This window comes from Pseudarthrobacter enclensis, assembly GCF_030811655.1.
Taxonomy (GTDB): Bacteria; Actinomycetota; Actinomycetes; order Actinomycetales; family Micrococcaceae; genus Arthrobacter; species Arthrobacter enclensis_A.
This window is the reverse complement of record NZ_JAUSRE010000015.1, coordinates 109,407-115,673: the sequence shown is the minus strand read 5'-3', so window position 1 is coordinate 115,673 and position 6,267 is coordinate 109,407. Positions and strand designations below refer to the sequence as shown.

The window sequence follows — 6,267 nt, the reverse complement described above, 5'->3', positions numbered from 1 at the left end:
TTGGGGAAGATCCCGCCGTTGTCGGAGAGCAGGCTGATGCCGACCTGCTGGCCGGAGACGGGGGTGCCGAAGATGACGAAGTAGGTGCCGATGATGAGGAACGCGACGAGGGCGGCGACCTTGATCAGGGCGAACCAGAATTCCATTTCGCCGAAGACTTTCACGGAGACCAGGTTCAGGGCCAGGACGACGATGAGGGCGGTCAGTGCCCAGGCCCACTGCGGGACGGCGGCCATCCAGGGGATGTAGTTGCCGAAGAAGTGCATGTAGAGGGCGGCGGCGGTGATGTCCACGATGGTGGTGGTGGCCCAGTTGATCCAGTAGAACCAGCCGGAGACGAACGCGGCTTTCTCACCGAAGAATTCACGGGCGTAGGAGACGAACGAGCCTGACGAGGGCCGGTGCAGGACCAGTTCGCCCAGGGCGCGCAGGATCAGGAACGCGAAGAACCCGCACACCGCGTACGCGATGACCAGGGACGGGCCAGCAGCGTTCAGGCGGCCGCCGGCGCCCAGGAACAGGCCGGTACCGATCGCACCACCAATGGCGATCATCTGGATCTGCCGCGGCTTGAGGTTCTTGTGGTAACCCTTGTCCTCCGCGTGCAGGGAGGACTCAGTCGCATGCGCGTGACCACCATCAATAACGTGGTCGAACCCAACCTCTTCATTGGGGTTGTTGGGCATGGGTATTCCTTTCGATCCGGAGGAGATCTTGTTGGATGGGGAAACTTAGAAGACCGACCAGCCGGTGCGGTCGGAGAGGTCGGCCAGGGCTGCGGTGCCGGCCAGGGAGTTGCCCTTGGCGTCCAGGCGGGGGCTCCAGACGCAGATGGAGCACCGGCCAGGGACGATGACCAGGATCCCGCCGCCTACGCCGCTCTTGCCGGGCAGTCCCACGCGGTAGGCGAATTCGCCGGCGGCGTCATACATGCCGCAGGTCAGCATGATGGATCCGATCCGTTTTGTCTCGCTGGGGGAAAGCACGGTGCCGGATGTTCCCTGGCCGTTGTTGGCGAGGAACAGGCCGGCCTTGGCCAGTTGGACGCAGGTCATCATGATGGAGCACTGCCGGACGTAGTTTTCCACCACGACGGCGGCCGGCCGGGTGAGGTTGCCAAAATCCTTCAGGAAGTGCGCCAGGGCCAGGTTGCGGCTGCTGCTGTCCAGCTCGCCGGCGGCGGCCGCTTCATCAATGAACGGACCAGGGCTGCCCGCTTGTTCGGTGAGGAACCGCAGGAGCTGCGTGGCGGCGTCGGGCGTCTCTTCCAGCAGGTGGTCGGTGACCACCAGGGCGCCCGCGTTGATGAAGGGGTTGCGCGGGATGCCCTTCTCGGCTTCCAGCTGGACCAGCGAGTTGAAGGACGTCCCTGACGGTTCGCGCAGCACCCGGGACCAAAGGCCGGCGGACCTGCCGCCCTGCAGGGCCATGGCCAGGGTGAAGACCTTGGAAATGCTTTGGATGGAGAAGGGAACGCCGGCGTCGCCGGAGCTGAAGACCTCCCCGGAGGTGGTGGCGACAGCGATGCCGAAGCGGTCGAACGGGACCGTGGCCAGGAATGGAATGTTTGTGGGGACGCTGCCGGCGTTCTGCCGGGGCCGGTGGCGCCGGACGATGTCCTCGAGGAGGAGGCCAAGTGGCGGTGCGCTGAGTGTGGTGCTCATTTCCTGCCTGAATTGTCGTTGGAGGCGGCCCACTCCTGGATGTGGAGCAGGGCCACCAGTGAATCGCGGGGATTGCCGAAGTCCAGTCCGGTCACCCTGGCCGCCTTGGCAACGCGGTAGTAGACGGTGTTCTTGTGGAGGTTCATGTTCTTGGCGCATTCGGACACGTCGAAGCACGCGTCGAAGTAGGCCCGGAGGGTTCCTGCGAGTTCGGCGTCCTCCTGGAGCAGCGCGGCCAGGCTGCGGTGCCGGAAAGACGAGCCGTGGAAGTTCCGGGCTGCCTCGCGGTAGAGGATTTCCGCCTCGAAATCGTCCACACCGGCCACCGTGCCCGGCGTGGCGTCCCGCACGCACGCCAGCAGGGCCTCGGTGATGCCGGTGACCCTGTGGAGGGACAGCAGGTCCTGCGCCAGCGGACCGACGGCGGCGAAGGGAGTGATGCCGAGGTGTTTCCGGGCATCCTTGACCACCGCTTCCGCGAGGGACCTCAGCCCCGCCTCCGCCGTGCCGGATTGGAGGTCCGGCATGATGATGGCCGTGTCACCGTTGAACTGGCCCACGACGGCGGACGCTTTGTACGCGGCGGCGTGGATGGATGCCAGGTTGGCCAGTTCGCCGTGCTTGAGCGCCGCGTCGTCAGCCCGGGAGTCGGCGTCGGACATGCCAATCAGCAGCAGTGCCGCGGGACGCTCCGAGGGGATCTTGCCGCTGTGGGCACTGGCGGCGGCCTCGGCGGGACCCGACAGGATCCGTGCAACCCGGTCCTCCCGCATGTGGACGGACTGCTGGTTGCGGTAGCGGATCAGTTCGGCGGAAACCCTCGCCGCGGACCCTGTGAGGACGTATTCAACGTCGGGGCCGAAGCCGTCTCCGGTCTCCTGCAGCCAGATGTAGCCCATGATCCGTTCTCCGGCGAAGAGTGCGATGGCCACCCGTTCACGGAGCCCGTCCTGGGGCCGGGCAGGCACGCGGACGGGCTGCCGGGTGCGGTGCAGCTCGCGGTAGGCGCCCAGATCCTTGAGCAGCAGCTCGTACTTCCGCGGGCCGCGGCGGGACAGGATGGACGCCTTGCGGAGTTCGTCAATGTCGTTGGTGACGGTGGAGTACGCCAGGACCTTATTGGCGGCGTCCTCGATGAGCACGTGGCTGGAGGTGAGCCTGGCCGTGGTCTGGGCGATGGCGAACAGGTCTTCCTCAAGCAGGGTGAGGACTTCGCTCTGGTAGCTCCGGGGCTGGATCCTGTCCTGGGCGATGGACAGCAGGCGGTCCCAGTCGGCGGCCGGGTCCACCAGCAGGAGGCCCGAGCCGGCGGCCCGCAGGAGCTCTTCCGCCTCGGCCAGGTCTTCGCGGTTGCCCTTGAGCGCCACCACCGGGGGCGGGTCTTTCAGGAGCCGCCGGAGGGCGGGGAGGGCGGAGCGGCCGCGGACGCCGATGAGCAGGACAAAGGCTCCTGCGGCTGCGGGCGCTTCGTCGTCGGCATCGACAATCAGGAACCGTTCAATAGCCGCCGCCGAAGGGGCGGGCCGGAGGATGAGGCTGGCGAAGCCGAGGGGGAGATCCGAGAGGATGTCATCCACCGTAACGGCGGCCATGGGTTGTCCTTTTGCGTCGATCCCGCCGGACGGCTCTGTCCGGTCCCCTCATGCTATCGAGCCCAGGGCGGCCAAAATATGGATACTCTTCCAAGCGCGGGGGGTAATTTTTGGTCCGCAGTCTGAGGTGCGCCGACAGGCGGGGACACGGTACGTGGATGCCCTTAACACCAAAGGCGGGCCAGCGCATGCTGGCCCGCCTTTGGCCCGGCGTGGTGCCGGTGTGCCGGCGCATGTGGGGTAGAGCTAGATCCAGGCAGGGGCCGCGGGGGCGGGGGTGGTGGATCCGCCGTCGTGGGTTGCCGTAGTGCCGTCCGTGCCGCGGCCGGTGGCCCATTGGGCGATGGCGGCGAGTGAGCCGGACACCACGGTGGGAGACGCAGCCGCGCTGTCACCGAACGACAGGCCGGTGCCGTCCACCTTGATGAGGAGCCCGTTGTCCGTACCTCGGGCGTGCCAGGCGCCGGTGATGTCCGTGAGGAGCCGGGCCAGGACGGGTTCGGGGATGTCCCTGAACGTGGCCCCGTTGCCCAGGTCCACGGCGTGCACCCACACCTCCCGGGTCCGCATCCACACCGTTTCCTCGGCCGGAACCACGCGGCCCTGGACGGTCTTGACCTTGTGGTGCCAGGAGTCGGCGGGAAGGTCGCGCCATTCCACGTTGAGGTGCACTGCCGAGTGGTCGAACAGGTTCCGCAGCGCGATGGGGGAGAGGGTGGCGCCGAAGTCGATCTCGTGGTTGCGGACCTCCACGGAGGGGTACATGGGCGTCTCCACCCCGGTGGCTGCCCACTCCACCAGGCGGGCCACCGCCCGCGCGTTGTAGCCCACGTGGGCTACAACGTGCCGGCGCGACCAGCCCGGCAGCAGCGAGTCCCCGTCCAGGTCAGCGTCGGAGAGCTCGTTGAGCTTGCGGGCGAAGAACGCGGTGCCGCGCCTGGCCTGCAGGAGCCCGTCGAGCAGGACGGGATCGGTGGTCTGGTCGTGCCGGGCGCCCATCAGGCTTCCTTGACCACGCGGTTGGTCAGCTGGCCCAGGCCCTCGATGGTGGTGACCAGGACCTGGCCCTCCTGCAGGTAGCGCTTGGGGTCCTGGGCGTGGCCCACTCCGCCGGGGGTGCCGGTGGCGATCACGTCGCCCGGGTTCAGCGTGATGATCGTGGAGATGTAGGAGACCAGGTATTCCGGGGTGAACACCAGGTCCGAGGTGGGGGTGGACTGCTGGACGTCGCCGTCCACTGCCGAGGTCATCAGCGGGCCGGGGGTGAATTCGTCCTGGGTGACCAGGGCCGGGCCGAACGGGGTGGACTTTTCCCAGGTCTTGCCCTGCAGCCACTGGATGGTGCGGAACTGGTAGTCGCGCATGCTGATGTCGTTCAGGACGGCGTATCCGGCGATGTGCTCCGCCGCTTCGGACTCGGGGATGCGGCGGCCGGTTTTGCCGATGACGACGGCGAGTTCGGCTTCCCAGTCGACGGTGTCCGATTCCTGCGGCAGGGCCAGGTCGTCGTTGGGGCCGATCAGGGATTCGGCGTACTTGGCGAACAGGGTGGGGTGGGCGGGGACTTCGCGCCCCATTTCCTTGATGTGGTTGCGGTAGTTGTGGCCCACGCAGATGATCTTGCCGGGGGAGGGCACGACGGCGGCAAGGTCGGCGCCGTCCACAGGGTGCGTTGCGCCGTTGGCCGCCTTTGCCGTGGCTTCCCAGTTGGGGTCCTTCAGCAGGGCCCCGACGTCGGAGAAGCCCGGAATCTCGGTAAGGGTGTCGCCGTCCTGGCGGACCGCCGTCGTGCTCTTGCCGTTGCCGGTGCCGGCGGGGAGGCGGAGGGTGAGGAGTTTCATTACTTGGTGCGTCCTTCGATGTAGGTGCGGTTGAAGTTCAGGCGCTCAAAGATGGGGGCGTCGCTGAACCGGAACAGGTCAAACTCAGTCTCGGCCTGGACGGACCAGGCGGCCCAGGACGGGACCACGAACAGGTCGCCCTTGGCCAGGACCCTGGTTTCGCCGTTGAGGGTCACGGTGCCGGTGCCTTCGAAGACCTGCCAGACGCTGGAGCCCACCTCGCGGATAGTCTCGGTCCGGGCGCCGGCGCGCAGGCGGTGGAACTCGGCGCGGATGGTGGGCATGACATCCCCGCCGGTGGTGGGGTTGGTGTAGCGGATGGCGGCGTGGCCCTGGGAGACGGTGGCCGGGTGGCCCTCGTCCTCCAGGAGCAGCTGCTCGCACAGGGCAGCGTCGGTGTACTTCCACCGGTAGGCGGCGATGGGGGAGTTGGTGGTGTTCTCCAGGCCGGAGAGCGGACGCAGGCCGGGGTGGGCCCACAGCCGTTCGGAACGGGAGATATCAGGGGTGGCCTCGTCCGTGACGCGTTCGGTGCCGAACTCGAAGAACCCGGCGTCGGCGTAGTGCACGAAGGGGATGTCCAGGCCGTCGATCCAGGCCATCGGTTCATCGGTGTCGTTGTGGTGGCCGTGGAAGTTCCAGCCCGGGGTGAGCAGGAAGTCGCCGCGGGACATCCGGACCGGATCGCCGTTCACCACGGTCCACACGCCCTCGCCTTCGACGACGAAGCGGAAGGCGTTCTGGGAGTGGCGGTGTTCCGGGGCGGTTTCGCGCCCGCCCAGGTACTGGATGGCAGCCCAGAGCGTGGGGGTGGCGTACGGGGTGCCGCCCAGGCCCGGGTTGGCCAGGGCGATGGCGCGCCGTTCACCGCCGCGGCCCACCGGCACCAGGTTCCCGGCGCGGGCAGCCAGCGGGTACAGGTCGTTCCACCGCCACACGTGCGGCACCGCCTTGGGCGACGGGACCATGGGCATCAGGTCCGCGATCTCCGTCCACAGCGGAATCAGGTTCTCATGGTCGAAATCCCGGTACAGCTGCTCCAGCTGGGCAGCCTCCTCCGGGGTGGGCTCGGGAACATGCTGTTCCTGCGCCACGGACTGGTGTGTTTGGTTTTCAGCGCTGATCGACACTGGCCATCTCCTTGCTGCGGACTGATTGCGACGTGGATTC

6 protein-coding genes are annotated in these 6,267 nt (G+C 67.5%); all 6 read right to left on the bottom strand.

All coding sequences use genetic code 11. The features are described from left to right. Positions 1–686: amino acid permease (locus J2X98_RS14795; RefSeq protein WP_307309526.1), on the bottom strand; the 686-nt coding region annotated here is incomplete at its 3' end. Positions 687–731: 45 nt separating this feature from the next. Beyond that, positions 732–1,664 (bottom strand): glutaminase, encoded by a 933-nt coding sequence (locus J2X98_RS14790; RefSeq protein WP_307309525.1) that lies wholly within the window; start codon positions 1,662–1,664, stop codon positions 732–734. Then, complete coding sequence (locus tag J2X98_RS14785) at positions 1,661–3,256, bottom strand: PucR family transcriptional regulator (RefSeq protein WP_141943824.1); 1,596 nt, start codon at positions 3,254–3,256, stop codon at positions 1,661–1,663. Before J2X98_RS14785 ends, J2X98_RS14790 begins: the two co-directional genes overlap by 4 nt. A gap of 246 nt (positions 3,257–3,502) precedes the next feature. Then, on the bottom strand, positions 3,503–4,255 hold the full coding sequence (locus tag J2X98_RS14780; RefSeq protein WP_307309522.1) for a maleylpyruvate isomerase family mycothiol-dependent enzyme: 753 nt from the start codon (positions 4,253–4,255) through the stop codon (positions 3,503–3,505). After that, the gene (locus J2X98_RS14775) at positions 4,255–5,097 is read right to left on the bottom strand and encodes a fumarylacetoacetate hydrolase family protein (protein ID WP_307309520.1); all 843 of its coding nucleotides are present in this window, start codon (positions 5,095–5,097) and stop codon (positions 4,255–4,257) included. Before J2X98_RS14775 ends, J2X98_RS14780 begins: the two co-directional genes overlap by 1 nt. Continuing rightward, positions 5,097–6,227: a cupin domain-containing protein gene (locus tag J2X98_RS14770; protein WP_307309518.1), complete on the bottom strand. Its 1,131-nt coding sequence runs from the start codon at positions 6,225–6,227 to the stop codon at positions 5,097–5,099. Before J2X98_RS14770 ends, J2X98_RS14775 begins: the two co-directional genes overlap by 1 nt. Between the last annotated feature and the right edge of the window lie 40 nt (positions 6,228–6,267).

What these genes read in the sequence shown, in the direction of transcription:
- J2X98_RS14790 (WP_307309525.1), bottom strand. Translation starts at nt 1,664, where the DNA reads ATGAGCACCACACTCAGCGCACCGCCACTTGGCCTCCTCCTCGAGGAC.
- J2X98_RS14785 (WP_141943824.1), bottom strand. Translation starts at nt 3,256, where the DNA reads ATGGCCGCCGTTACGGTGGATGACATCCTCTCGGATCTCCCCCTCGGC.
- J2X98_RS14780 (WP_307309522.1), bottom strand. Translation starts at nt 4,255, where the DNA reads ATGGGCGCCCGGCACGACCAGACCACCGATCCCGTCCTGCTCGACGGG.
- J2X98_RS14775 (WP_307309520.1), bottom strand. Translation starts at nt 5,097, where the DNA reads ATGAAACTCCTCACCCTCCGCCTCCCCGCCGGCACCGGCAACGGCAAG.